We start from the raw sequence: 24,595 nt of genomic DNA, 5'->3' as shown, positions 1-24,595 counted from the left end.
TCGTCTTGAAGATATTGTTTTTGAAGAAGGCAAACCTGCTAGATACGATTAGTAACCTTCAGCAAACTATATGAATTATAAGTACAACAGGAAGGAGTTGTAAGAGACTGGAATGTATGATTATGGAGCAAGGATGTATATGCCTGACCTAGGAAGAAGATGGGGTGTTATGGATCCATTGACCGAATTTTATAGACGTCATAGTCCATATAATTATGCAGTTAACAATCCTGTAAGATTCATTGATCCTGATGGTATGAAAGTTATAAATGGAGATGAAGCTACAAGAAACGCAGCGGAGCAACAAAAAAATATAGCACGAAATAACTTTAATAATGAATATGAAGGTAATAGGAAGATGAAAAAATCTGATTTTATTAATAAATCAGATTGGAATAAGTATAAAGATTCAAGAAAAGTTTTAGAGAAAGCTGAAAAGAATTTTGCAAAAGCAGATGCTAATTATCAACATACACAACAAAGTATAGATAATTTTAAAAACATTGATCCTGAAGGTTTTGCAATAGCGGATAATTTAACTTATAAAAATAAAGCAGATGAAGTAAAAAATTTAGATATAGTAGTTACTACAGGAAGCGCAAGTGCTTATGGTGGTGGAGTTACTGGAGCAGTAATAGATCCTAACACTGGAGACATTGTCGGGAATCAATCTGTAACAAAATTAAGTATAAATGTTAGTATAACTTCTAATACTTTGGCTCACGAGTTTGGACATAGCATTACTCTTGCTTCGAATTCTATAACTTATGCCCAAGAAGCGAAGGCTAATCCAGAGCAAAACTGCCAATTGCCAGTTAATAGGAGTAGTTTTTTATCCAAAGACGCTGTAGATTGGCAGGAACGATATGATAAATTATATAAAACTTATAAAGAAAACCAGAAAAAATGATTTCGAAAATATATCTTCTTATACTATTGTTTTTCTTAAGCTTTGTGAAAGCTCAAGAAAATATGGATTTATTGTCTATATTTAAAATGCAACTGTATTTAGATAAAAATGATGAATTATCTAGTTGCACTAAAAATGATTCACTTTATTTTGTTTTTAAAAAGAATATGATTTTAAAATTGGATACATTAAAAAAAAGAGGTAATTATGATTTAATAGAATCCGTGTTTGCTCCAAAAATTGAATTTTATGCAATAAACCTTTCATTTAATAAAAACAAGAATTTGGATGATGTAAAAAAAATGACAAAAAAAGAAGCTAACTGTTTAGGTATATTTTCTGGAACATTTGATAAATACATATTAGCAATTGACAATAAAACAAGAAGAAGTTATAGAATAGTAGGATTTAATAGTAATGACTTTTTAAGTTTTTTATCTGATTATCTTGAGTATTACAATGAACACAATGATAAAAAATTAACGAGTAATAGTTTTTTAAAAAATTATTATGTTGAAGGAATTGATTTTAAATGTTTATATAATGGACTTCATTCTGATGAGATTGATAGAAAAAAGTACCCCTGCTTACAAAGAGTTAATGACCCTATATTGATTCGCTGATTTATAATCCTTATTTAAGTAATATAGCCGGCTTTAAACGGAAAAAATAAATATTAGGTCTTGTACAATATCGATTTATATATCAATTTCTGAAAATTATAGAAGACAAGTACTTATAACTATACCGTGAATAATCCTATAATATTTAAAGTTTAAGTAAGAAAATCATATTGATATCCAAATAAAAAATATTTAATTAGAGTTTTGGTAAATCGCTAAAGGACACAATTATACTTAAATTTTAAAATAATGGAAAATTGGGAAAAATGGGATCTAAAATATTCAATAGCAGAGTTTGTTCTCCCAAGACTTGAGGCGTATAAAAAAGAAGTGGAAAACGACAATATTATGTCTATACCATTATGGATAGAAGATCATAATTTGCCATTTATTTTAGATCAAAATAGAGAATATTCGAAAGAAGAAATTCGCTTGATAAATAAAGAATGGGCAAGCATATTACAAAAAATGATAAGCTCGTTTACAACTTTATTAACACCCAATAACGAAATAAGCTTTGAAGAACTGCAAAAGATACAGAATGAAGGAATGCAGCTATTTGCAAAGTATTATTTTAACTTATGGGATTGATTATATCAGTAAATATGCATAAAGGTTGTTTCTTCGGAGACAACCTTTTACATATACTCCCGTTTCTTAGTCAAAGGTAGTTTATATATTGAAAACCTCACTTCTAAAATTGTTAAAAACCAAATACTTTACTATATTTATAGAACCAAACCCATCATAAAATTCCCCTATGAAAAAGTTCCTTTTAGCAATCCTTGGAATTCTTATTATTCTTGTAGCTGTATTGTTAATTAAAACATACATTTATCCTTTTAAGAAAAATACATCAGGAACAGGTGAAGGATGGAAACCTGTAAAAAATGACTCGGCGGTCTCAAGACTTTCAGGAGGAATAAAGATCCCTACCGTTTCCACAGGGAGCTTAGGAGAATTCGACTATGCGCCTTTTGATCAATTTAAAGAATATCTTAAAAAAACTTATCCATTAGTGTATCAACATACAGAAAACGTTGAGGTCAATAAATATGGATTAGTGTTCAGACTCAAAGGAAGTAATCCTGTTTTGGAACCTATTTTATTTCTTTCCCATATGGATGTGGTTCCTCCCGGTGATGCTGATATCAAAAATAATGATCAAAATGTTTTCCGTCCGGATGATAAACCTTTAGAACCCGTTGCAAAAGTAGCTGAGGATTGGGAATATGCTCCTTTTTCAGGTGCCGTGGCAAATGGAAGAATCTACGGAAGAGGAGCGATAGACATGAAAGGAATGCTTTTCTCTCTCATGGAATCCATGAATAATCTGATTAAAAATAAACAAGTTCCACAACGTGACATTTATCTTGCCTTTGGATTTGATGAAGAAGTAGGAGGGAAAAATGGCGCTATTCAGATTGCTGATTATTTTAAGAAAAAAGGATTAAGATTCGATGCCGTATATGACGAAGGCGGATTGATCATGAGAAAAGGAAATGTTGCCGGAGTAGGTGCAGATGTTGCTGTGGTAGGTTGTGCAGAAAAAGGTTTCCTTTCCGCAAAAATAAAAGTAAAAGGACTTGGAGGTCACTCTTCAATGCCACCCATGGAAAGTGCAATCGGGAAAGCAGCTGTGATCATGCAAAGACTGGAAGATCATCAGATGAAACCGGAGATAACTCCATTAATAAAAGAATTCTTTACAAACATTGGTGGTGCAATGCCATTTACAACAAGATTAGCATTAGCAAATCAATGGCTTTTAAAACCTGTATTGATCTCACAACTGACTAAAAATAATACAACCAATGCATTGGTAAGAACCACTACAGCACTTACCATGATGAAAGGAAGTGATGGCACAAATGTACTTTCTCCCGAAGTGGAATTTGTAGTCAATTTCAGACTTCTTCCCGGAAATACAGTAAAAGACGTTCGTGATCATATTGCAGAAGCAACCAAAGGATTTGATGTAGAAGTGGAGGAGATCGATAACACAAGAGAAGCCTCGGCAATATCACCATCCAATACAAAATCTTTTAAACTGATCGAAGCTGCTGTCAAAGAGATTCATCCCGGAGCAATTGTTTCACCATACCTTACGATGGCTGGAACCGATGCCGGAAAATATGAAATTGTCAGCAAGAATGTGTATCGTTTTATGCCTATCAAAATTAATAGCGCCGAACAGCAAAGCATACACAGTACTAACGAATATATCAGCATCGAGAACTATCTTAAAATGATTCATTACTTTGAGTATATGATGATAAATTATGACAAATGAAAGTAGTTGCGAGGTTCGCGATTCGGGTTGCGTAGAGAGCAGAAACGTCAATAGTGAATGATCAATTCGCTGAGCTCGTGAGTTTTTAAATAACAATAATTTTAACACTTAGATTTTAAGTTTACATTTTTATTTGGATTAAAAAATCTTTTCATTAATTCTTAGATTAGCAATACCATCTTTGCTGAATGAAATGCTTTTGCGAATAAATATTAGATAATAATACATGATCTGGCGAACGTCAGCGTTTAATTTAAATATCTATTAGGATCCACTTAAAAAGCAAAATTCACTATTGACATTTAATCGTCTCACATTTCATATCTTTTTACAAAAAAATAAAACACGTCAAGTTTTGTCGCTTTACGTCAATAGCTTTGTTTCATCAAAATTACAGAGCTATGGAATTGCCATTTTACTTAAACTTTAAAGACTTTGAAGCCCATTATTATGATAACCTTGAAAAATGGTTTGAAGAATATCACAATACAGGTGAAGCAGATTATCTGAAAACACTTGCAGGGATGTACAGCCCTTATCTCTATTATAATTTTGCAGAAGATAATTTACAGGCAGATGCTGCCATTGAGATTAAAGACTGCTTCTTTCCTTACCATGAAAAGATTGGTATTTCTTTCTGTACAGGATGTGAAAACGTGAAGTCACCTCAAAAAGGGATGAACCATGTTTTTGAATGGAAAACGATCTCCATGATGGAATACGCTCAACATATTTTGGATAAAATCAATCGTTTTTGCTCAAAAAATAAAGATGCACTCAGCGGCAATAAAAATATTCTGGATTATATCAATGATTATGATATTGTGACCTCAAGAGAAGGAGCAGGATATTGTGTAAGCTATAACAGGCATCAAATGACCATTCCTTTTTTGAAAGCGTATTTACCCTATTACGGACAAACAGTAAATATGGCATTGTACAGAGACTTTATTTTTTCCATTGTTCAGATAGCGGAATATATTGATCAGAAGTTAAAAACCATTCAGGCATTTGAGCATACTATTTATGCGAGTTCAAGAGCTGAAGCCAAATTTAAAGTACAGATGAGCCGTCAGTTTCTGACCTTATGCAATTAAATTTTACACCAACATTCATACTTAATTATATTGCGGAGAATCTTATATTTTCCAACAAAAATCCCAGACAGCAATGACTGGGATTTTTAATTTTATCTTTCTAATCAAGATGATCCTGATCCGTTGTTTCTCTCTTTTTATAAGGAATATTCCAAACCAGATCTGCAGCAAGATAATGAACACCTCCGTGGTGAATACTTTTGCTACCTCTGATCAGATCATTCATATAACCGATGTCTACTGTAAAAGGTGAATGAGGAATATTAAACATATAATAAGCAGCAAGTCTCAGTTCTCTATATCCAAAAGAATTCCAATGCTGATCGTGCTCATTAAGATGGCTAATGGAAAATAAAGCTTCAGCACTTAAAGCCAGTTTCTGATTGTTTTTAGGAGATAAATTATATGTTAATTGGCTTTTAAGACGTGTTCTTAACTGGAAATCTTCTTCAACTTTATGAAAATCGGCATCAAAAAACTTTCTGAATTCCTGACGAACCGTATTCTTTAATTTAAGCTTTTTACCAAGATCAAAAGTATAAGCATATCTTCCGTAAATCCTGAATTCCTGCTCTGTATTTTCTTTGTCGTAAGGCGCATCACTTTCATATTGAGGCTGTCTTCGGTAGCTGATGGCATAGCTGTATTGCTGGTTAGGTGCAAAAGAATTATAAACCTCATGATTCAGAACAAAAATAGCCTGTTTTGAAAACAAATTATCATTATCCGGGCTGCTTTTACGACCAATAGCGATATAACTCATCGATTGTTTTTTACCTAAAGAATCCAATTGTTGCTTCACTCCAAATGCCGACCAGAAAGCTGTTTTAGCATCTCCAAGTCCTGGTGGACTGATCTGTGCCTGTACATTTCCCATACAACCTATTATACCTGATACCAAAAGGATTTTTTTTATACTAAACATCATGAAAACTACTTTACTATTAATGTTAATCTCTGTGAAATCATGAGGTTAGATGAAAATATCAGCGATGCACAGAGAATATATTTTGTCAAAACAAATTTATAAAGCTTTATGAACAGATTGTTTATTCAAAAATCTTAAATACTGTTTAAAAACATGACAAAATTGGGACTTGATTTAGGAAAGATTTAGGAATAAAGTTATTCAATTCCTATTTTTTCCTGAGCACAATCAATGTAGATTGTATGATTCAAAAAGATTTTATTGCCCAGCATTCCAGTCATTCCTGAAAACTTCATGAGCATATATTGAGTTGCAGTAAAACCTTCTACGTAAGTAACTTCTGTAAGTGGTACATTCTTATTTTTAAAAGTAATGACGCGGTTACTTTTTGCAGTATAGCTCGTCAAAATATTAGACCTCGATTGTGGTTTCTCAATAATAACTTTTGATCGTGGTAATTTTAAGCTTTCCCAGATCTCCTTCGAAGTTAAAAGTTCATAAGCACTCGTTCCGGAATCATACAGGAACTTCTCACTGTTTCCCTCTAAGTCCGCATGAATAATGATTTTCCTCTTTTTGAATTCAAAATCAATAAGGTTATTTTTAAACTTTGCTGGACATTGAGAAAGATTGAAAACGACACAATTTTCCTTTAAATTGATTACTGTTTTTCTATTCTCAATGATATCTGCGCCTAGAGTTCCAATGATTTTAACCGAATCATTTTTGTCATGCACTTTTCCTATGTTGGAAACCTTGATGAGGTGAGAAGTTACTTTTGTATTTCCGAGGTAAAATGTTGCAGTTGCCCGATGATTATTGATGCTAATACCTTTTATATCCTTAATCGAGTTATAGTAAAATTCAGTATAAGTTGCTCCGGTATCGAATTGCAGATAATAAGTTGTAGAATCCTTTTGGAAATGAATAGGGAGGAGTAATACATTTTTATCGTTTCCAATCCATTTGATAGGAATTCTTCCGCTTTCATTTTCTAATGTTAAGTAATTCTTTTCTGGGATGAATTTTTGGTTGAAATAAATATATCCACCGAATGCTGTCAGAACGATTAGAATTAAAATTGATACTAAAATTTTTTTGATGATTTTCATGCTGATTTTTTGCACAAGATTCGGAAATCCAATGCTGGTTTTGCATAAAAGCGATATGACAGTTTTACGACAATTCTGTGACTTTGATTATAAAAAATTGGTTTTCAACTTTATACTTAAATTCTGGTTGTGGTTCAGGCTGATTCCATTTTTAATGATGATGAATAGTTTTAAAATTAAAAATAGAATCAAAATAGCTAGAAAAAGAGGGAATTTAAACGAGAAAAACTTTTGAATGAACGGACTTATAATCATTAAAACAGAAAAAATCACCGATATAATAATCTGAATGCAGACAATACCTTTTCCAAGCTCTTTATTTCGTAAATCCTTTGTCTGATACGTTAATATTGCAGGAACAATGACACCTCCAAAAGGAATAACGATTCCGGTGAGTGCAGAAAGATTAATGATTTTTGCTCTTTGAATATCTACTTGTTCTTTCGAGGTGATGGTCAGGCTTTCCGGTGAGATTTCTAAAGCTTTAGCAAGAGCTTTTAATGTAAATCCTTTTAGAATATTACCCGCTTCAACTCTCTGAACAGTTCGAAGAGATAGCCCCGATCTTTCGGCAAGCTCACTCTGAGTTAAATTCATTTTCTCTCTCAACATCTTAACCTGATTTTCCATGATCTTTAAGGTATAGTTTTCTGCGATAATCTGCTAATTTAAAAAAAGAAGGTTATATCTATATTTTTAAATTGTGGATAACTTGTTAGTATTTTGTGGAAAACCTAATATCTCCAATTTTTAAAATGTAGTAAGAACAAGGATCTGTTGCATGAAATGATTGGAAATAAGCTGATAGATAGAATTAAATTAGAATATAATTTAAAAATAAGTTAGAAAATTTTTCATTTTATTTCAGATGTAAGGAAATAGAATGCTGGGTTTTATTTAGAATAATTCAAATTAATGTTGTGGGAAAATTTGTTTATCCTTTATTTTGCACCTCTATTTATAATTATTTTAAATAAGGCTGAAAAAAATGATACAATCAAGTGAAAATGAGCTTCCCGTAAAGCCTGAAATTCATTTCAAACAAGCAGCGCAGGAAGACGCTGTAACAGGTAAAACAACTCAATGGTCTAAACCATTTATTATCTTCTTCTTTTCTCTCATCAGTATAACCCAAATCTATGCTCAGGAAATAAAAACGGAAATAATCGGTAAGGTGAGTATGGTAGATGGGCAACCATTGAGAGCAATCTCTGTTTCTCTATTGGAAACTAATCGTCAAACCCTTACAGATGATGATGGGAATTATCAATTTGAGCACGTAAATGCAGGGAATTATACCATAAAACTACAGATTTTAGGTTCTAAGGAAATTCGCATTCCTGTTGAAATAAAGACGGGAGAAACAGCAACATTGGATTATCAGCTTACAAAAGAAAATATTCAGGCGATTCAGGAAGTTGTAATCATGAAAAACACCAACAGATTTTCTAAAAAAGAAAGTGGTTTTGTGGCTAGACTGCCTTTAAAGAACCTTGAGAACCCGCAAGTTTATAATACAGTTACCAAAGAACTTTTTCAGGAACAAGTAGCAGTAGATTTAGGAAGTATTTCTAAAAATGTACCTGGTGCAGGAGTACCAATGATTGCCAATCAGGGAAGAGTAACATTCCGTTCAAGAGGTTTTGAAACAGAGCCTAACGCAAGAAACGGAGTAGCAGGAGCAGCATTTTCAGTGATTGATCCTGTAAATTTAGAACGTATTGAAGCTATAAAAGGACCTTCCGCAACTTTATTTGGAAAAAGTGTAGCAAGCAGCTATGGAGGCGTTTACAATCGTGTAACAAAAAAACCTTACAACAGTTTTGGCGGTGAAGTTGGATATGTAGGCGGAAGCTGGAGTTATAACAGGCTGACGGTAGATGTGAATACTCCGGTTAACAAAGACAGAACAGCATTGTTCCGTTTGAATGCAGCCGGGACTTTTGAAAAAAGTTTTCAGGATTTGGGCTTTACCAATTCTTTGGCGATTGCTCCAAGTTTTTCCTATCAGATTAATGATCGTATGTCGCTTCTTTTGGATGTAGAATTCAACCAGGCAAAAGGAACTTCCGTAGTTCGTTTTAACCCGTATACAGGAAGTAATAAAATTCAGTCGATTGCCGATATGAAGTTTCCATATTATAAAAATTTCCTCGGTGATGACCTTGCTTATGAAACACAGATGATGAATATCTTCGCTCAGCTGAACTATAAAGTTTCCGAAAACTGGACGTCACAGACTATTCTTTCCCGTGCAAGATCTACCATCAATGGATATATCTCTGCAATCAACGGAAAAACAGATTCTACGGCAAGTGCACAGGTGATGGTAGGTACCACTTCATTTATTGCTACCAATATCCAACAGAATTTTATCGGAGATTTTCATATCGGACGTTTCAGAAACAGAATGGTATTAGGATTGGATTACTATAACAACTCTAATCATTTTGACCGTTATCATACCAATACAAAGGTTTTTAATTTTGTACATCCTTCTGCAGATTTCCGAGTGAACAGAAGTATTATCAACGCACTTACGGCAACTTCTACAATGAGAAAGGAGAATAATAGTGATAATACCTATGCAGCATATGTTTCCAATGTATTTAATGTCACAGACCAATTGATGGTAATGGCAAGTTTAAGAGTAGACAGATTTCAGTTTAAAGGAGTTCGTGATCTTGTAACCGGAGAGATAAAAGGAGGGTTAAGCAATAGTGGAACACAGGCTGGTCCGTATGGGCAGACAGCTCTTTCACCCAAGTTGGGTCTTGTTTATGAAATTCTTAAAAACAAGGTTTCACTTTTTGGGAATTATATGAACGGCTTTAATAATGTAAGTGGAGCTGATATCAATGGAAATACCTTCAAACCTGAATATGCAAATCAATGGGAATTTGGAGTGAAAGGAGACATCTTCAATCACAGACTTGTAGGAACATTGAGCTATTATAACATCCGTGTAGATAATATTTTAAGAACAAATCCTGATGATATCAATTATTCAATACAGGATGGAACACAGTTGAGTAAAGGATTTGAAGCAGAAATAACAGCAAACCCTTTTGACGGATTGAATATTGTAGCTGGTTATGCTTACAACGACAGTAAATTTACCAACGCAAATCCTTCTGTTAATGGCTTAAGACCCGCGTTATCCGGACCTGCAAATATGTTCAACTTCTGGATCAGCTACAGGATTTCAGACGGAAAACTGAAAGGTCTTGGAATAGGAGGTGGTGGAAATATGGGATCTTCTTCCTATCAGACCAATACACAAACTGCAAAAGTGATTATTCCATCTTATAAAATGTTTGATCTGGGAATCTTCTATGACCAGCCAAAATACAGAGTAGGATTAAAATTTGATAACATTACCAATGAAAAGGCGTGGTCGGTACGTTTAACACCACAAGCTCCGGCACGTTTCTTAGGAAGTGTTTCTCTGAAATTTTAATAATGATATAATTGATCATAAAAAAGCCCTCGATTTCAACGAATCGAGGGCTTTTTGTTTAATATATTTTCTTCTTTTTAATTAATCCAAAGACAGTAATTATTGCGGTATCGTATCGTAGAATAAGGGATTCCCTGTAATGTCCCCTTTGTCTTATCCTGCCAATCCTGTCGGATTACATAAAGTCCGGGCACTGTTGCTTTAAAAGTAACCTTGTGGTTTTCATCTGTCGGAATATTTTTTTCCCAGTTTTCAGGATTAAAAATTCTAATCATTGTTCCTTTCTCCGCAGGTTTCATATTACGATATGGAAAAACAGTATAAATCCTGTTCTTTTCCTGAAGAATGATATCCATCTGCTGAAGTGGTAAATTGTTATTAAAGACAGCTCCTACCTGATAAGCTCCACACATAAAATCTATTGGACGTACATTATCCTCCTGATTTTTTGATCGAATTAAAACAGGTTGTTGATCATTCAACCCAAAAATTCGGTAAGTTCCTTCTTTGTCAGGAGTAAAAGTTGCTTCCCAATGATCCTCTTTCGGCTGAAATTGAATCTTTGATTTTTCACCTTTAGCATTAAGAATAAAAAAACTGAAATCCTTGATCCTTTGAAATTCAGGACCTGTAGTTCTGTGTCGTTCACTGAGATCATCAATAAAACCATAGCAAACCTGAATTTTAACCTGTTCTTTTACCTTTCCGGAACCATGAATTTCCATCCAATATGCACTCGCTTTTGTAAGTTGAGGAAGAAGAAAAACAGTTAAAAATAACAGCAAAGAAAATGCTGTTCGTCCTTTGTACATTGTAATTACATTATATTAATAATGCTAATTTAGGGAAAAAGAATTTATAGCCTGTGAAGTTTTACAAAGAAAAACCGCGGTATTAAAAATGCCGCAGTAAACTTAACTCAAATGATTGATTTTTTGTCTTTTTATGCTCCCGTTCTGCACATCGCATCCCAGGTAGTCCAGAAATGTGCATTAATAGCCCCGATCAGAGGATGAGTGCTGTCTGCCACAATTCCTACCATTGAAGCACAGTTAGAATTACAGCCTATCTCATTGTTGCTTCCTGTTTGTGGAGGAATTTGTCTCCAGGTACCCGTAGAACCACTTAATAATTCTACTTTTATTTCAAAGATACCTGAAAGATTAGGAGTTTGGATTTGTTTTGTCGGATTGTCGCTTGAAATTGAATCACTCCAATTTCCTTGTGAAAATGTTACACGCCATTTGGTAATCATTTTAGCTGTATCATTTTGGGGTGAAAGATATACCCAGAACTGTGCTCCGCCTCCCAGTTGTAACTGACCGGTAGAGTTTGCGTTTACACTTGTAGATGTCATATTAATTGTTTTTTGTGGTTATTTTGTATTTCAAAGTAACGAAGAACAAAGCAGAAGATGTAGAGTAGAAATAACCAATTATATAGCTGAGTATAAATACTTAGCAGAATATAAAGTTCAAAATTAATTTAAAAAGTTCGTGAATAACCTTAATACAGGTGGGGGGGATACTGTTATATTTAATAGATTTTAGGAGGCAAAGACGAAATTAACATCGTCGATTCTTATTAAGCAGACACAGAAACCAAGTAGTTTCTTCAGCGACAAATTGCATTTCTTCGTTTACTTAAAATCTACAGATTGTTGATAACCAGATCTATAAAAGTATATAAAAAACAAAAAAGTCTTAAGTATAAAACCTAAGACTTTTCTTTGCAGAAAGGAAGGGATTCGAACCCTCGATACAGTTACCCGTATACTACCTTTCCAGGGTAGCTCCTTCAACCACTCGGACACCTTTCTTTTTGAGACTGCAAAAATAGAATATTTTCTTTAAATACCAAATTTTTTAATGCAATTTTTCAGCGGTAATCTCTCCACAAAGGCTTTGGGTAAAGTTATCTGCAAAACTTCCTGAGTAATTAGGATTATCAATCAGGTGCATGGCTTTTGTAATTGCAGTTTCTGCTGTCATATCTCTTCCACTGATGGCACCGATTCTTGAGAAGATATTACTGTTCTCATATTTCCCGAATGAAATACCTCCTGAAATACACTGACTTACCACTACGATCTCCGTTCCGTTATTTCTGATTTCCTGAAGCGTTTCCTGAGTTTTCTCACTGCTGAAAATAGTTCCTGAACCGAAAACCTGAAGGATAAGTACTTTCATCTTAGGGATTTCTCTGAAATGACTTAAATGCATCCCTGGAAAAATTCTCCAAAACAGAATGTCTTCAGAAATATGTTCATCCACATGAAACTCTACAGAAGGATCACAACGGAAAAGATTGTCTTTAATAATATTTAAATGAACCCCAGATTGTCCTAAAATAGGGTAGTTTGGACTGGCATATGCATCAAAATATTCCGCCGAATACTTCAATGTTCTGTTTCCTCTTAGCAGTTTATATTCAAAATATATAGCAACTTCCTGAATAACAGCTTCGTCATTTTCATACAAACTTGCGTAATACAGACTCGTAAGAAGGTTTTCCTTAGCATCCGTTCTCAAGTCTCCAATCGGAAGCTGAGAACCCGTCATGATCACAGGTTTTTTCAATCCTTTCAACATAAAACTCAATGCTGAAGCAGTGTAAGACATGGTATCTGTACCGTGAAGGATTAAGAAGCCATCATAATCGTTATAATTTTCAAAGATATAATTAGCAATCACTCTCCATTCCGTAGGTCCCATATCCGATGAGTCTAATGGTTTGGCAAAGGGATGTACGAAAACTTCACATTCCATAAGCTTCATTTCAGGCATCTTTTCAAAGATATTTCCAAAATCAAAGGCACGTAGACTTCCGGTTTCATAATCTTTTTCCATACCAATGGTTCCTCCGGTATAGATGAGTAGGACTTTTCGCTTCATGTACTAATTGTATTAAGAATTTATGCCCGATTAGGCTTCATAGCCCAAAATTACGTTAATTTGCAAAGATTTGAAAATGAATGAAACGCTTATGCTGAAATTTTATCAGAATACACTGAAAATAGTAGGCGTTTACCTTAGCTATTGAAAAAATAACTGAATGCAGATGAAAGACTTAGCACAAACTTATGAATATTTAAAACAGTTTTTAACAGAAGAAAGACTTACAAAAATTGAACATTTTTCTCAGGAAAGTTCTGATTTTGTACTTCCGGTTGTAGAAGATGTCTATCAGTTTAGAAACGCAGCGGCAATTGTACGTTCTGTAGAAGCGTGCGGTTTTCATAAAGTAGTGGCATTGCAAGAAGAATATAGCTTTGAACCTAATCTTCGTGTTACCAAAGGGGCTGATACCTGGGTAGAGGTTGAAAAACTTCCCAGAAACATGGAATCTTTTCAGAATATAAAAGACAGAGGATATAAAATTGTAGCCGTTTCGTTGGAAAAAAACGCTAAAATGCTTCCTGAATATGAAGTGACAGAACCTATCGCTTTGGTTTTTGGGACTGAAATGGAAGGGGTTTCCAAAGAAATTCTGGATTTTGCAGATGAAACGCTAGCAATTCCTATGTATGGTTTTACAAGAAGTTTTAATGTTTCTGTAGCAGCATCCATTTGTATGTATGAATTAAAACAAAAGCTGATGAAATCCGAAATCGATTATAAATTGAATGAGGAGAAGCTTTTAAGAATGAAAATCCTTTGGACGGTAAATTCAATCAGAAGCGGACAGCAGATTTTTGATAAATATCTCAGAGAAAATAATATTGGCTGGAAATAATGAATTCAAAATAAAATAGGAGGCTAGTAAACTAACCTCCTTTATTTTTGTTGTAAATAGATAATAAAACTATTTATTGTACTATATCATATTGTAGTAATTCCAAGCAGCTACAAATACACCTGCCGTTTCTGTTCTTAATCTTTGATTTCCTAATGAAACCGCTTTTATTTTATGCTCAGCCAGAAATGCAATTTCCTTTTCAGAAAAGTCTCCTTCAGGACCAATTAAAAAAGTAATCTCTTCCATTTGTGGAATATTTTTAAGCTCCATTCTTTCCAGATTTTCGTGGCAATGAGCTACAAAAGTATGCTCAGAATTGATGGTTTTCAAAAAGTCAGGGAGCTTTACAGAATCATTGATGACAGGGAAGAGAAATCTTAAGCTCTGTTTGGAGGCTGCAACAGCCTGTTTTCTGATCTTATCAATATTGATATTCTTTCGCTCGGTTTTTTCTGTAACGATAATACTGATCTCAGAAATACCCATTTCCACAGCTTTCTCCACGAAAAACTCTATACGGTCAATATTCTTTGTAGGAGCAATAGCGATATGAAGCTTAGGATTGAACCCCGGAAGATTGTTTTTAATTTCTGAAACCTCAATACCAGCTTTTTTCCCTTCTATAACCAGTTTCCCTGAAGCCAGAGCTCCATTTCCATCCGTTACATGAATTTCTTCACCATCCTTCATACGAAGAACTTTTACGATGTGCTGCTGTTCCTCGTCATTGATGATGACTTTATCATCTGCTATCTCTCCGTAAAATAATTTCATATATCCTGCGTTAAAAATGCAACTCCTGTTTTGATTGTTGTATAAACATCCGTATCACATTCACGGTAGCTGCACATGTATATTTCTTCTATCCATTTATCATTCAGGAAAATCAGGTTTAAATATTCCTGTTTTCTCAAGTTATTCTTTATGGATAGATAATCACCTTCTTTAGGAGTATAAGGAAAGCTAAAAAGATGTTCTGTGTTTATTTTTTCAAGAATTTCTTCTTTTATATCCTGGATGTATCCTGTTTCAGAACTTGCTGGAAAATAATCCATAGGATTGTCTGAATCTTCATTTTTACCAGTCACTGTTTCCAGAACCCAGTAATATTTGGAGTTCTTTTTAGAGTGAGTTCCCAGTATTTTTTCTTCTAAGAGTATTTTCATAAGTCGTATTTTGCTGTTGCTGTCGTTCTCAGATCGGTAAATTCACCTCTTTCAAACTTCAGTTGTGCTACCATAGCAATCATCGCAGCATTATCCGTTGTATATTCAAATTTTGGAATGTAAATATTCCATCCTAATTTTTCCTTATTATCTTCCATTGCTTTTCTCAGTGCAGAATTGGCAGAAACTCCTCCGGCAATAGCAACTTCTTTTACATTAAGTTCTTTTGCAGCTTTTTCAAGCTTATTCATCAGGATTTCAATGATCGTTTTTTGTACAGAAGCACAAAGATCATTAAGGTTTTCTTTAATAAAATCAGGATTTTTTCTTACCTCTTTCTGGATGAAATATAAAACAGATGTTTTAATACCACTGAAAGAATAATCGTAATTTTCTAACTTAGGTTTATTAAATTTAAAAGCATCAGGATTTCCTTCTTTAGCAAGCCTGTCGATAATAGGTCCCGCAGGATAATCAAGGTCAAAAATCTTTCCGATTTTATCAAAAGCTTCACCTGCTGCATCATCAATAGTTTTCCCGATAATTTCCATGTCGAAATAGTCTTTAACAAGGACGATCATCGTATGTCCTCCACTTACAGTAAGGCAAAGGAACGGAAAAGTAGGCGGCACAGGATTTGCATCCTCGATGAAATGGGCAAGAATGTGCGCTTGAAGGTGATTTACTTCAATTAATGGAACATTAAGGCTCATAGCCAAAGACTTAGCAAATGATGTTCCTACAAGAAGAGATCCCAGAAGTCCGGGTCCACGTGTAAATCCTATAGCGGAAATTGCATTTTGTTGTATATTTGCTTTGGTAAAAGATTTTTCAACAACGGGAATTATATTTTGTTGATGGGCTCGCGAAGCCAATTCAGGAACCACACCTCCATATTCTTTATGGATAGCCTGATTCGCAGCAATGTTTGAAAGAATAGAATTCCCCTTGATGATAGCTGCTGAGGTGTCGTCGCAAGACGATTCAATACCTAAAATTATAGAGTCGCTCATAATAATGGCAAAGTTAGAGAATAATAACGAGAATGAGAATAAAAAATCAGTAGCTGAAAACCTAGGGGATCAGGTACAGAAAACTGTGGAGAATGTAGAGGGAAAGGTACGGGAAACAGTGAAAGAAGCATCCGAACTGGCTTCGGACGCTATTAATCATCCTGTAGAAACAGCAGAAGAATTCGGAAAACAGGCAATTAAAGATGTTACCAGCTATAGCTGGTGGGCAAAGCTTCTTCTTATTCTATTTTGGCTAGGTCTTTTTCTTGTAGCAGGAATTCTTATAACGGTCAATCTTCCGGTTACGAAACAATGGGCAGCAGATCAGGCTTTAAAACTTGTAAATAATGATTTTAAGTCCGGATTTTCTACAGAGAGTGTAGATGTAAACTATTTCGGAGATGTAACGATAAAAGGATTAAAAGTAAAAGATTACAAAGGATTAGACTTTATTCAGGCACGTGAGTTCCGTGCAGACTCAGACTGGATTTCCCTTGCAGTGAATGCTATTTCAGGAAAAAGTAATTCTTTAAGCTTCAATTCCCTTACCCTTGTTAATGCTGATGTAAAAGTCATTACTTATAAAGGTGATAGTATTTCCAACTTTGTACGATTTACTGAACTTTTTGATGACGGTAAAAAAAGAGATCCTAAAAAACCACCTTTTCAATTGAATTCAAGAGTTCAGATTCTTGATTCTAAAGTTTCCATTGTCAACGAAAATTCTCCAGGCGAGCAGGGGAAGTGGCTTACCGCAACAAAATTTAATTTAAAAGCACCCAATGTTAAGGTCAACGGACCGAATATTTCTGCTTTAATTAACAATATGTCTTTTGTGACGACAAGATGGGGGAAATCTCATATTGTAGACACGTTTTCAACGGAACTGTCTTTAACCAAGCAGTTTTTATCATTAAAAGACCTTACTTTAAATACAGATCATACTTTACTTCAGGGAGATATTAAATTTAATCTTCACGATGGTTCATGGGCAGATTTTGCGGATAAAGTCCGCTGGGATATGAATATTGAACAGGGAAGCCAGGTAAGCGGTTATGATATCAGCTATTTTGTAACTAACTGGGACAATATTAAGCCATTTAACCTTTCAGGAGTAATGACAGGACCATTGAATAAGTTTCATTTGGAAAACTTTCTCATCCGAAATCCTGATGTAAATATTGCTACCAAAACGATGAAGGTTGATAACCTGCTGAAAGGAAATTTCTCCATAGAAACGAAGGATCTCTCTGCAGATTTTACCTATAAAGATTTAAAGGCGATGATGCCTTCCTTTATTTCCAAAAAAATGAAAAATTTTGCGGATGATTTTGGAAAGCTGAAATATAATGGAACAGCAAAAGTAAATCCTAATCAGGTGTATGTGGATAACGGAAATCTGATCACAGGAATAGGACAGGCAAAAATTTCAAAGCTTTCTCTGACAGGTTACAGTACGGCAATGCCAAAATATTCAGGTTATCTTGAAGTGAAAGATCTAAATACTTCTGTAATTACCAAAAATAAAGCAGTAGGGCTGATCTCAGGGAAATTTGATCTTAACGGACAGAGCTTTGATGTAAATACCATGCGTCTTACTACAAAATCCCAGATCGCCAGCATTGAAATTATGGATAAGGAGATTAATAATCTTTATCTGGACGGATTGCTTGATCATAAAAAATATAACGGACTTATAACAGTAGACGATGAACAGGCAAAAGCTACTATTAAAGGGCTGATTGATTTCAGTACCTCCAAAATAGCAATGGATGTAAACGCAGATGTAAGATATCTGAACATGAATTACTTCACCAATAAACCAGGAAGTCAGATCGTGAGCGGACAGGTAGAAGGGAAAATGTCTATGTCATCCATTAATGATCTTACATTGGATGTGAATGCTAATAATCTGAACTTTGCTACCGCGACTCAAAAATATAATATTCCGAATGCTAAATTAAAAACATTTGTAGATGGCGGAGGTCGTGTCATTGATGTAGATGCACCGGGAGCTGCAACAGGAAAAATATCCGGAAGATATAGTCTTGCCGACCTTGCGGGAATGGTAGAAAACGGAATTGGAAAAATTCTTGTAGGACCACCACCTAGAAAATTATACAGAGGGCAGAATTTTGCCATGAAATTTGATGTTCAGCAAGGATTGGTTAATTATTTTTTACCCGATCTTAAGCTTCCTAATGGTGCTTTGGTAGACGGAGAATATGATGGTAATTCCAATAATCTGATTCTGAACCTTGATGCTGCAGCATTGAAATATCTTATGACCAAAGAGGAAGAAATTACTGATGCTGATAAGGCTTTAGCAGATTCCAATCCTGATTATAAGGTGAATGAAAGGAAAAACCTTAGCCGTGATAGTGCTATGGTAGACAGTGTGAAGGTAAGGATAAATACGGCTAATCTTGATCAGCAGATATATGCACGAATCAACAGATTAGAATACAATAAAAATATTATCAAAGATTTCGAACTTAAAGGGAATAACGAAAACGGAAATACCCTTCATCTTGCAACTGTATTTAAACACGGAAGCCCGGATGACGAGATCAATGAAAAACTTAAAGAATATGCGATCAATGTTGATCAGTCTACAGATGCTGCAGGTGATTATGTTTTTAGGTTTGAACCTACTGAGGTTAAATTCAATGAAGTAACATGGGCAATAGATACCAGTCCGGAATTGAATCATTCCATTACTTACAGAAAAAATACCGGAGATTTTGATATTCGGAATCTAAGGGTTTATTCAGATAAAAGTGCTTTGTTTATTAAGGAAGCTCAATTTAAATCTGCAAAAGACTTTTATGTAGATGCTGATATCAATGACTTTGCTATAGAAAAACTATTGGAAATGCAGTCCGGAGGAAATGGTATGAATATCCAGGGGCTTGCCAACGGAAGTGTAAAGATCAAAATGGATAAAAGCACTTTACAGCCACTTGTAGATCTTACTGTGGATGATATCAAAATGAATGGTAATGATATGGGAGATATTTCCATTTCAGCAACCAACGGCTTCTCTCTTAATGTATATGATATTGATGTAAAAGTACATTCTGCCGGCGTTTTAGGAAATAACAGCCTGAACCTTACCGGAACAGTAAATAACAATACATCTTCACCTGTAATTGATCTTACAGCAGAAATGCGTGATTTTGATTTATCTTTCACACAGCAGTTTGTTCAGACGATCTTTGGAAATATGAGAGGAAAAGCAACGGGTGATCTTAAGATTAACGGGAAGATTAACGACCTTGATTATAGTGGAGATATTGCTTTAAAAGATTTTGGATTAAAACTTTTATTTACGGGAGTAGATTATTCATTTGATGATACGGTAATTCAGCTGACAAGAGGACTTGCGATCCTGAATAATATTGAAGTACATGATGGAAGATCCAATTCAAAAGGGAATATTTCCGGGGCGATTCAGTTTGAAACCCTTTCTTCCATGGGGGTGTCGCTCGTAATGAGAGCTGATAATCTATTAATGCTTAATACCTCTCAAAAAGATTTTGATCTTTTCTGGGGAAGAGTTTACGGACAGGGAGATCTGTATGTGGATGGTCCGGTTTCAGGATTAAGTATAACCACACCAAATATGAAGGCACTTAACGGAAGTACTTTCACCTTTAATTCGAGTTCGACCTCAAATGTTGAAGAATTCAAGATGCTGAGGTTCCTGAAAGAAGGAAAAGACGGTTTGGTTACTTTAGATGAAAAGAAAAAGACCGGTGCCAATATGAATATTGATTTCAATTTGGCTGTAGATAAAGGAACAACTGTAAATGTACTTGTAGGAGATGATGTTGGAAATATTACGGTGCAGGGGGTCGCAGATCCGCTGAAGTTCCAGATGAACAGACAGGGAAATATTGCCATGAGCGGAACATATAAAGTAGATAACGGAACATTCGTTTCCAAGGCAATTCTTAATAAAACATTCCAGATTGAAAGAAACAGTAGTATAAGATGGGATGGTGACGCGATGAAGCCAGCTCTGGATATTACAGCAAACTATGTAAGAATGGTTTCTAATGCCGGTGAATACCTGAGTATGGGAAAACTACAGCCTATCAGTATTTTATTACAGGCTAATATTACCCAATCTCTTACAGATCCTAAAGTAGAACTTAATGTAACAGCTTTAGATGTATCCAGCCAGGTAAGGGAAACCTTAGCTGCAAAAATGAGCCAGGAAGGAGAGAAAGTACTTCAGTTTGGTTCCGTTCTTTTATTAAGTACATTCAATGTATCGAATAGCGGTGGAGTGGATGTGAATGTAGGAAACGTAGCGGAATCTTCCGGATATAATATGCTTCTGAAACAGTTAGGTTCTGTATTGAATACAATGAGTAATGAATTCCAGATTGACCTTAATTATGTAAAAGGTGATCAGAATGCTAACATTGGAGACAGAGCGAATGCCGGGTTCAGTGTAGCCGTTTCACCTAGAGTAAATATTAAAACAGGATTAGGGATTCCCTTGTCTAAAACTGACGCGAATAATAGCGGTGCACAAAACAATTATCTGTCTGGTGAAGGATCTATTGAATATGATCTATCCAAAAAGAATGACGGTACTTTATTGGTTCGTGGTTACTCTAAACCTACCAATATTGGGATGGGAATGGCAAGTACTAACGGTTCTGCAAATCAAGCCTATGGAGTAGGGGTGATGTGGAGCAAAAGCTTCAATTCTTTGTTTAAAAAGAAGAAAAAAGACAAAAAACCTGTAGATGCCAAGACCGAAATAAAAACAGATTCTATAAAATCAAACAGTAAATAATTTGAATATTTTAATGATTTTTATCATCCGTGTTAATTATTGTTAATATTTGATATATTTTTTTTAGTTAAATTATTTTTTGTAAATTTGCAAAAAATACATAGATTTTTTAAAGAAATTGTAATTTAACTAATATGAACTATCAACTGGACGAAATAGACAAGAAGATTCTTGATTTCTTAGTAGAAAACACAAGAATGCCTTTTACTGAAATTGCTAAGCAGATGGATGTTTCTGCTGGAACAATTCACGTAAGAGTGAAAAAGATGGAAGATGCAGGTATTATTTTGGGATCATCTCTTAACATCGATTATGGTAAGCTGGACTATCACTTTACAGCTTTCATCGGAATCCTTTTGACAAAATCAAACCGTACTCAGGAAGTATTGAAAGAATTGTCAACTATTCCTAACGTAATCGAAGCTAGTGTTATTTCCGGAAAATATAATATTTTCTGTAAAGTAAGAGCGAAAAACACTGATGACGCAAAAAGAATTATTTATCAGATCGATGACATTCAGGATGTAATGAGAACTGAAAGTATGATTTCTATGGAAGAGTACTTAAGTGACAAAAATAGACTGATCAACGCTATCTCTATTTAATTCAAATTTTAAACGAATAACTATAAAAGAACTTATGAAATCTCTCATAAGTTCTTTATTTTTGTACCTATGGAAGAATACAGCTATTTTGACGAAGATCCTAAAAAAGGATGGGGATTTGTACTGGCATTTGCTGCCTTAATGTTGTTTACCGTAATGGGCTTGGGAATTGATGTTGATGAATATCTTCAGCATGAATATCTTGATATACCGAGATGGTACTTTTACATTATCTTTTCAATTGATGCGTTGATGATGATAGGATTGGTACTGATGTTCTTTTACAGAAAAGTAGGGATCATTATGTTCCCGGTGTTATTGGTACTGCATTTCTTTATGCATAATTATTACCTTTCTACTTTCCTGTATACGGATGTGACAAACCTTTTCCTTTTTACAGGCTTTGGAATGCTTGCCATTATTCCTAAATGGAAATTTTTTAAATAAAAAATAACCGATATTATAAATATAACGAACCGCTTTTAAATTCTATTTAAAAGCGGTTTGTGAATAATAAAAGGAGTAAAGAACATTATCTGATCTTCAACGAATTGAATATTTTCTTCTTTAAAGGATTTTTTGTCCAATCTTTCCATTTTCCTGTATAAGGATTATAGCCGCATTTCAGAGGCTTTGAGATATCAAGACCTGCTTTGTTTTTATCGCTGCCTTCCGTATAGGCTCTGCAATCTGTACATACATATCGGAATTCACAGTCTTTACAGATCTCTACGCTGTCTTTGGTTAAGTTCCAATATTTTTTGAAACCAGGTTGATTCAGTGCTGTTTCAAGACTTGTTGTTTGGATATTACCAAAGCTTTCCAGCATTAAAGGACAGTTTTTAATATTTCCGTTTTTATCAATACCGATTTTCTTGTGAAGGCAGGAATTGTGATTGATAGCTTCCAATACTTTACTGATGTTGGTATTAAAATATTTCAGTTCCACTTTTCCACAGGCAGATAGTTGTAGCTCATCTTTGAGGAATCTTAATGAAAATCTGAATTCATTTTTAGCTTTGAAAGGTGGTTGGGAACAATTGTAGAAAATGAGACTGTATATTCTCACTGTATTCTGATGAATAGCCTGTATAAAAGAAAGATCCACATCCTTATGAAAAGGGGAAAATATTTCTATACCGGATAAAACGGAGGTTTTAAAGGTATTATCAATCTCGATCAATTCCTTTGCAGTGAGTGGTTTTAAACAATAAATAACCAAATGTCTGATTCCTAGGTTTTCTATAGAGGATTTTATCTTATTGAGTAATCCTATTTCTTCCAGTTCTATAAAGATATGGTTTATGGTACTGGGTTCATGATATTCATGAGAAAGGGGAGGAAAATTACGGTCCCAATCATTTTTACTGATGAATCCATATTCTTTTTCTAACAAAAGGTTGAGGTATTCCTGAACAATTTCTTTAGACGCTTCATCATAATTTTTCATCATGTCTTCAATAGAATGGGATTTTAATTCCACAATAATCTCATACAGCTCCAAAGGATGTAATTCTGACGTGTTTCTCTGCAAATCTGAGATAAGTATACGCGTTGGACCTTTAGTGGGTAGAATGTTGCTGAATAGATTGAAATAGGTCATTAGGTAATAATTTTATATAAAGAATGATCTTAAAGTTATTTATGCTCAATTTTGTGACTGAATTCAATGGGGGTATACCTGTGTTCAGCTTTGCAGATTGTTTTCAATAGGTTCATCTCAATCTGACACTAGAAAATATTTTATAATAATCGATGTAACGATTTAAAGGGTTTTTCTCTAGGATAAAAGACCGTTTGAAATTTGTCTGAATTTAAATAGTATAAAGAGTCACTATTTAATTTGCCGGTATTCTTTGTTTTAAATAGATCAAGATATTTAAATGTTAATGGTAATTTATTCTTTTCTTTATATAATCTTTTCATAAATATTCAGCTAATTTTTGTTCCAATGCATAATTACATGTATGAGATAAGCTTGAAAACTGACCAATTGGATTGATTTCTAAAAAATAATATTTTTCTCCTTTCTTTATAAAATCTAAAGAACCACAATTGATATCTAAAGACTTCATTAATAAGTTGATTTTTTCTTCTATATATTTTGGAAGAACATACGGTACGTTTCTATTGGGATTCTTTTTATTGTATTTTCTAAAGTCTGTTTTTGTTTGTTCATCATTCTGCGAGAAAATAGCCATAGACCAACAGTGGTCATTCAAATAAAAAGTTCTTATTTCAAAGTCTTTTTCAATTTTTTCTTGAAAAAAAGTGATGAAAAAATCCTGACTTTCGCGCTCTTCAACTAATGTTGTATACATGAATCCGCTGAAATCTTTTTTAATTTCATCCAAAGTCACATTTCCATTAATTGTTTTTAGAATAGTTTTATTGAGCTTCACCTGATCTGTATTCTCTGCCAAAAAATATTCAGGGATGTCGAAGCCTAGTTCTCTGGCTTTATCAAGTACAATAAGTTTATTGATAAGTGAAGTGCTTTCTTTATTGATATGTCTTTTAGATTCAAGCGTTTTCTGTATATAATCTTCAAGCCAATATTGAGTTTCATTCATATGAAGAAGAATTGAATGATTGCTGTATTTTAATCTGCTGAAGTTTAATCCACCTCTCCTGTACCAAACGCTTTCAATTTCATCAATAAAAAATCTATTGCGGCTGCTTTCAATTAGGATTCTTTTTTTTATAGTTTTTATCTCAAATACTTCATCTTCATGAACCCGGATAAATTTTTTTTTCAGAATCATCAAATGCCTGATTACATCTATTGTAGCTGTTTCATTTTTTTGAGAGATAATAAGTATCATAGGTGTTTTTCT

The 24,595-nt window shown here is 34.1% G+C and carries 20 protein-coding genes, 1 tRNA gene and 1 pseudogene; 10 read left to right on the top strand and 12 right to left on the bottom strand.

What is annotated here, in order from left to right; genetic code table 11:
* Positions 1–76: 76 nt before the first annotated feature.
* From BW983_RS24405 to BW983_RS20390, 5 genes and pseudogenes are all read left to right on the top strand, one after another.
* Positions 77–259 (top strand): annotated as a pseudogene (locus BW983_RS24405) (RHS repeat-associated core domain-containing protein); the annotation flags it as partial.
* Positions 260–906: 647 nt separating this feature from the next.
* Positions 907–1,533: a hypothetical protein gene (locus BW983_RS20405; RefSeq protein ID WP_076553642.1), complete on the top strand. Its 627-nt coding sequence runs from the start codon at positions 907–909 to the stop codon at positions 1,531–1,533.
* A gap of 249 nt (positions 1,534–1,782) precedes the next feature.
* On the top strand, positions 1,783–2,124 hold the full coding sequence (locus BW983_RS20400; RefSeq protein WP_076553641.1) for a hypothetical protein: 342 nt from the start codon (positions 1,783–1,785) through the stop codon (positions 2,122–2,124).
* A gap of 169 nt (positions 2,125–2,293) precedes the next feature.
* Positions 2,294–3,826, top strand: a complete 1,533-nt coding sequence (locus BW983_RS20395) for a M20/M25/M40 family metallo-hydrolase (RefSeq protein ID WP_076553640.1) — start codon at positions 2,294–2,296, stop codon at positions 3,824–3,826.
* A gap of 401 nt (positions 3,827–4,227) precedes the next feature.
* Positions 4,228–4,923, top strand: a complete 696-nt coding sequence (locus BW983_RS20390; RefSeq protein WP_076553639.1) for a hypothetical protein — start codon at positions 4,228–4,230, stop codon at positions 4,921–4,923.
* Positions 4,924–5,023: 100 nt separating this feature from the next.
* On the opposite strand, the gene BW983_RS20385 is transcribed toward BW983_RS20390, so the two are convergent.
* The 3 genes from BW983_RS20385 to BW983_RS20375 all read right to left on the bottom strand — a co-directional run bounded on the left by BW983_RS20385 (position 5,024) and on the right by BW983_RS20375 (position 7,593).
* A complete protein-coding gene (locus tag BW983_RS20385) occupies positions 5,024–5,851 on the bottom strand; it encodes a porin family protein (RefSeq protein WP_084184613.1) in 828 nt (275 codons plus the stop codon).
* 197 nt (positions 5,852–6,048) lie between these two features.
* Entirely contained in the window at positions 6,049–6,963 is a 915-nt protein-coding gene (locus tag BW983_RS20380) for a hypothetical protein (RefSeq protein WP_076553637.1), read from the bottom strand.
* An 87-nt stretch (positions 6,964–7,050) separates the two neighbouring features.
* On the bottom strand, positions 7,051–7,593 hold the full coding sequence (locus BW983_RS20375; protein WP_076553636.1) for a helix-turn-helix domain-containing protein: 543 nt from the start codon (positions 7,591–7,593) through the stop codon (positions 7,051–7,053).
* Positions 7,594–7,951: 358 nt separating this feature from the next.
* Between BW983_RS20375 and BW983_RS20370 the strand changes: the two genes are divergently transcribed.
* Positions 7,952–10,423, top strand: a complete 2,472-nt coding sequence (locus tag BW983_RS20370; RefSeq protein WP_076553635.1) for a TonB-dependent receptor domain-containing protein — start codon at positions 7,952–7,954, stop codon at positions 10,421–10,423.
* A gap of 77 nt (positions 10,424–10,500) precedes the next feature.
* Here the strand turns inward: BW983_RS20370 and BW983_RS20365 are convergent, their stop codons facing one another.
* The 4 genes from BW983_RS20365 to BW983_RS20350 form a co-directional block, all read right to left on the bottom strand.
* A complete protein-coding gene (locus tag BW983_RS20365) occupies positions 10,501–11,235 on the bottom strand; it encodes a hypothetical protein (protein ID WP_076553634.1) in 735 nt (244 codons plus the stop codon).
* A 131-nt stretch (positions 11,236–11,366) separates the two neighbouring features.
* Positions 11,367–11,780 (bottom strand): hypothetical protein, encoded by a 414-nt coding sequence (locus BW983_RS20360; protein ID WP_065396730.1) that lies wholly within the window; start codon positions 11,778–11,780, stop codon positions 11,367–11,369.
* 375 nt (positions 11,781–12,155) lie between these two features.
* Positions 12,156–12,242 (bottom strand) — tRNA-Ser (locus BW983_RS20355).
* Positions 12,243–12,288: 46 nt separating this feature from the next.
* A complete protein-coding gene (locus BW983_RS20350; RefSeq protein WP_076553633.1) occupies positions 12,289–13,317 on the bottom strand; it encodes an asparaginase in 1,029 nt (342 codons plus the stop codon).
* A gap of 160 nt (positions 13,318–13,477) precedes the next feature.
* Here BW983_RS20350 and BW983_RS20345 point away from each other — a divergent pair, with 160 nt between their 5' ends.
* A complete protein-coding gene (locus tag BW983_RS20345; protein WP_076553632.1) occupies positions 13,478–14,158 on the top strand; it encodes a TrmH family RNA methyltransferase in 681 nt (226 codons plus the stop codon).
* Positions 14,159–14,239: 81 nt separating this feature from the next.
* Here the strand turns inward: BW983_RS20345 and BW983_RS20340 are convergent, their stop codons facing one another.
* The 3 genes from BW983_RS20340 to tsaD are packed head-to-tail and all read right to left on the bottom strand — an operon-like array spanning position 14,240 to position 16,340.
* Positions 14,240–14,935, bottom strand: coding sequence for an RsmE family RNA methyltransferase (locus tag BW983_RS20340; RefSeq protein ID WP_076553631.1), 696 nt, complete (start codon positions 14,933–14,935; stop codon positions 14,240–14,242).
* Positions 14,932–15,327, bottom strand: coding sequence for a hypothetical protein (locus BW983_RS20335; RefSeq protein ID WP_076553630.1), 396 nt, complete (start codon positions 15,325–15,327; stop codon positions 14,932–14,934). The genes BW983_RS20340 and BW983_RS20335 overlap by 4 nt, the downstream gene beginning before the upstream one ends.
* Positions 15,324–16,340: a tRNA (adenosine(37)-N6)-threonylcarbamoyltransferase complex transferase subunit TsaD gene (gene tsaD / locus BW983_RS20330; RefSeq protein WP_076553629.1), complete on the bottom strand. Its 1,017-nt coding sequence runs from the start codon at positions 16,338–16,340 to the stop codon at positions 15,324–15,326. Before tsaD ends, BW983_RS20335 begins: the two co-directional genes overlap by 4 nt.
* Before the next feature lie 4 nt (positions 16,341–16,344).
* Between tsaD and BW983_RS20325 the strand changes: the two genes are divergently transcribed.
* The 3 genes from BW983_RS20325 (at position 16,345) to BW983_RS20315 (ending at position 22,205) form a co-directional block, all read left to right on the top strand.
* Positions 16,345–21,153, top strand: coding sequence for a translocation/assembly module TamB domain-containing protein (locus BW983_RS20325; RefSeq protein WP_076553628.1), 4,809 nt, complete (start codon positions 16,345–16,347; stop codon positions 21,151–21,153).
* A 134-nt stretch (positions 21,154–21,287) separates the two neighbouring features.
* Positions 21,288–21,758 carry an Lrp/AsnC family transcriptional regulator gene (locus tag BW983_RS20320; protein ID WP_034682046.1) on the top strand — a complete coding sequence of 157 codons (471 nt, stop codon included), beginning with the start codon at positions 21,288–21,290 and terminating at the stop codon, positions 21,756–21,758.
* Between the two features lie 69 nt (positions 21,759–21,827).
* Positions 21,828–22,205 carry a hypothetical protein gene (locus BW983_RS20315; RefSeq protein ID WP_076553627.1) on the top strand — a complete coding sequence of 126 codons (378 nt, stop codon included), beginning with the start codon at positions 21,828–21,830 and terminating at the stop codon, positions 22,203–22,205.
* Positions 22,206–22,290: 85 nt separating this feature from the next.
* Here BW983_RS20315 and gwsS read toward each other — a convergent pair whose 3' ends face one another.
* Positions 22,291–23,361, bottom strand: coding sequence for a grasp-with-spasm system SPASM domain peptide maturase (gene gwsS, locus BW983_RS20310; protein WP_076553626.1), 1,071 nt, complete (start codon positions 23,359–23,361; stop codon positions 22,291–22,293).
* A gap of 319 nt (positions 23,362–23,680) precedes the next feature.
* Positions 23,681–24,583 carry a grasp-with-spasm system ATP-grasp peptide maturase gene (gwsG, locus tag BW983_RS20305; RefSeq protein WP_076553625.1) on the bottom strand — a complete coding sequence of 301 codons (903 nt, stop codon included), beginning with the start codon at positions 24,581–24,583 and terminating at the stop codon, positions 23,681–23,683.
* Between the last annotated feature and the right edge of the window lie 12 nt (positions 24,584–24,595).

Source organism: Chryseobacterium ureilyticum, assembly GCF_900156735.1.
GTDB lineage: Bacteria > Bacteroidota > Bacteroidia > Flavobacteriales > Weeksellaceae > Chryseobacterium > Chryseobacterium ureilyticum.
This window is presented reverse-complemented; position numbering and strand designations above follow the sequence as displayed.

Excerpts from the sequence above, each read along its gene's own strand:
- BW983_RS20390 (WP_076553639.1), top strand. The coding sequence starts at position 4,228 with ATGGAATTGCCATTTTACTTAAACTTTAAAGACTTTGAAGCCCATTAT.
- BW983_RS20315 (WP_076553627.1), top strand. The coding sequence starts at position 21,828 with ATGGAAGAATACAGCTATTTTGACGAAGATCCTAAAAAAGGATGGGGA.
- BW983_RS20335 (WP_076553630.1), bottom strand. The coding sequence starts at position 15,327 with ATGAAAATACTCTTAGAAGAAAAAATACTGGGAACTCACTCTAAAAAG.
- BW983_RS20320 (WP_034682046.1), top strand. The coding sequence starts at position 21,288 with ATGAACTATCAACTGGACGAAATAGACAAGAAGATTCTTGATTTCTTA.
- gwsS (WP_076553626.1), bottom strand. The coding sequence starts at position 23,361 with ATGACCTATTTCAATCTATTCAGCAACATTCTACCCACTAAAGGTCCA.
- BW983_RS20400 (WP_076553641.1), top strand. The coding sequence starts at position 1,783 with ATGGAAAATTGGGAAAAATGGGATCTAAAATATTCAATAGCAGAGTTT.
- BW983_RS20325 (WP_076553628.1), top strand. The coding sequence starts at position 16,345 with ATGGCAAAGTTAGAGAATAATAACGAGAATGAGAATAAAAAATCAGTA.
- BW983_RS20360 (WP_065396730.1), bottom strand. The coding sequence starts at position 11,780 with ATGACATCTACAAGTGTAAACGCAAACTCTACCGGTCAGTTACAACTG.
- BW983_RS20395 (WP_076553640.1), top strand. The coding sequence starts at position 2,294 with ATGAAAAAGTTCCTTTTAGCAATCCTTGGAATTCTTATTATTCTTGTA.
- BW983_RS20350 (WP_076553633.1), bottom strand. The coding sequence starts at position 13,317 with ATGAAGCGAAAAGTCCTACTCATCTATACCGGAGGAACCATTGGTATG.
- BW983_RS20370 (WP_076553635.1), top strand. The coding sequence starts at position 7,952 with ATGATACAATCAAGTGAAAATGAGCTTCCCGTAAAGCCTGAAATTCAT.
- BW983_RS20340 (WP_076553631.1), bottom strand. The coding sequence starts at position 14,935 with ATGAAATTATTTTACGGAGAGATAGCAGATGATAAAGTCATCATCAAT.
- BW983_RS20345 (WP_076553632.1), top strand. The coding sequence starts at position 13,478 with ATGCAGATGAAAGACTTAGCACAAACTTATGAATATTTAAAACAGTTT.
- BW983_RS20375 (WP_076553636.1), bottom strand. The coding sequence starts at position 7,593 with ATGGAAAATCAGGTTAAGATGTTGAGAGAGAAAATGAATTTAACTCAG.
- BW983_RS20385 (WP_084184613.1), bottom strand. The coding sequence starts at position 5,851 with ATGATGTTTAGTATAAAAAAAATCCTTTTGGTATCAGGTATAATAGGT.
- gwsG (WP_076553625.1), bottom strand. The coding sequence starts at position 24,583 with ATGATACTTATTATCTCTCAAAAAAATGAAACAGCTACAATAGATGTA.
- BW983_RS20380 (WP_076553637.1), bottom strand. The coding sequence starts at position 6,963 with ATGAAAATCATCAAAAAAATTTTAGTATCAATTTTAATTCTAATCGTT.
- BW983_RS20405 (WP_076553642.1), top strand. The coding sequence starts at position 907 with ATGATTTCGAAAATATATCTTCTTATACTATTGTTTTTCTTAAGCTTT.
- BW983_RS20365 (WP_076553634.1), bottom strand. The coding sequence starts at position 11,235 with ATGTACAAAGGACGAACAGCATTTTCTTTGCTGTTATTTTTAACTGTT.
- tsaD (WP_076553629.1), bottom strand. The coding sequence starts at position 16,340 with ATGAGCGACTCTATAATTTTAGGTATTGAATCGTCTTGCGACGACACC.